The organism is Clostridium celatum, assembly GCF_021412605.1.
In the GTDB taxonomy this organism is placed as follows: Bacteria; Bacillota; Clostridia; order Clostridiales; family Clostridiaceae; genus Clostridium; species Clostridium celatum.
On record NZ_JAJKGM010000102.1, the window covers coordinates 1 to 1,110 of the forward strand.

At 33.2% G+C, this 1,110-nt stretch carries 1 pseudogene; it reads right to left on the reverse strand.

Annotation, left to right across the window (positions count from 1 at the left end):
* A pseudogene (locus LPC13_RS16700) lies at positions 1–1,110 on the reverse strand (hypothetical protein); the annotation flags it as partial.

Here is a 1,110-nt window from a genome sequence, read left to right on the forward strand (position 1 = left end):
ATTAATGTTCCAGCTACACCTGCTGTTCCTGTTTGTGGTAACTTTCCACTATTTGAATTTCCAGTAGTGCTTCCACTGTTTGCAGTTCCGCTATTATTATTTGAACTTGATGATTGATTGTTATTATTTGAACTATTATTGTTGCTTGAAGTTGAATTTGATGAGTTTGCAACTAAAGAATTCTTAGCATTTTCAAGATTTGCTAATGCTGTATTTATTTCTTTTTCAGTTGCTTCATCATCTGCTAATACTTTATTAGCTTCTTTTAATGCTTTTTCAACTGCCTTTGCACTCTTAGCTGTATACATTGCTAAATCTATACTTTCAACTTCTTTAATTAATCCTTCAAGTAAAGACTTGTCTGGAGTTAATCTTAAGCTTAAGTAAGCTCTTAATAATGTGCTATATGCTGAATCTACTTCTTCTTGAGTAGCATTTTCATTTGAAAGCACTGTATTTGCAGCTTCAAGAGCATTTGCAAATGCTGTCCATGTTGATGGAATATACTTAGTAGAATCAGTTCCTTCTACTCTATCAACTAAACCTTGAAGTATTGATTTATCTACAGTGTTTACTGGTTTTTCTTCTAAGTTTTCAATAGTTTGTTGTAACTTACCAGATACTTCATTAACTTCTTCTTGCATTGCATTTTCATCTGCTAATACTCCATTAGCTTCAGCTAAAACTTCTTCTAACTTAGCCCAGCTTTCTTCAGTATACTTATCCTTATCTAAAGCATTGGCTGAATTAATTAAGTTTTCAAGCTCACTCTTATCTCCGGCTTCAAAGCTTAACATATGAATTGCTGATGTTAATCTATCAAAACTTGCTTTAACTTCTGCTTCAGTAGCATTAACATTTGCATATAATGCTTCAGCTTCTGCTAACGCGTCGTTAAATTCCTTAACTACTGCTGGTACTACACCTTCAAGTGCTCCACCATCTTTAAGTTCATTAGCATAATCAATAGTTATCTTTAATGATGTCTTGTCTACATTAACTTCTGGTTTTTCTTCTTTTTCCTCTAAAGCTCCAATTGCATTTTGTACTGCTGTCTTAGCAACATCTACTTGATCTTGTGTTGCACCTTCATTAGCTACTACTTCTTCT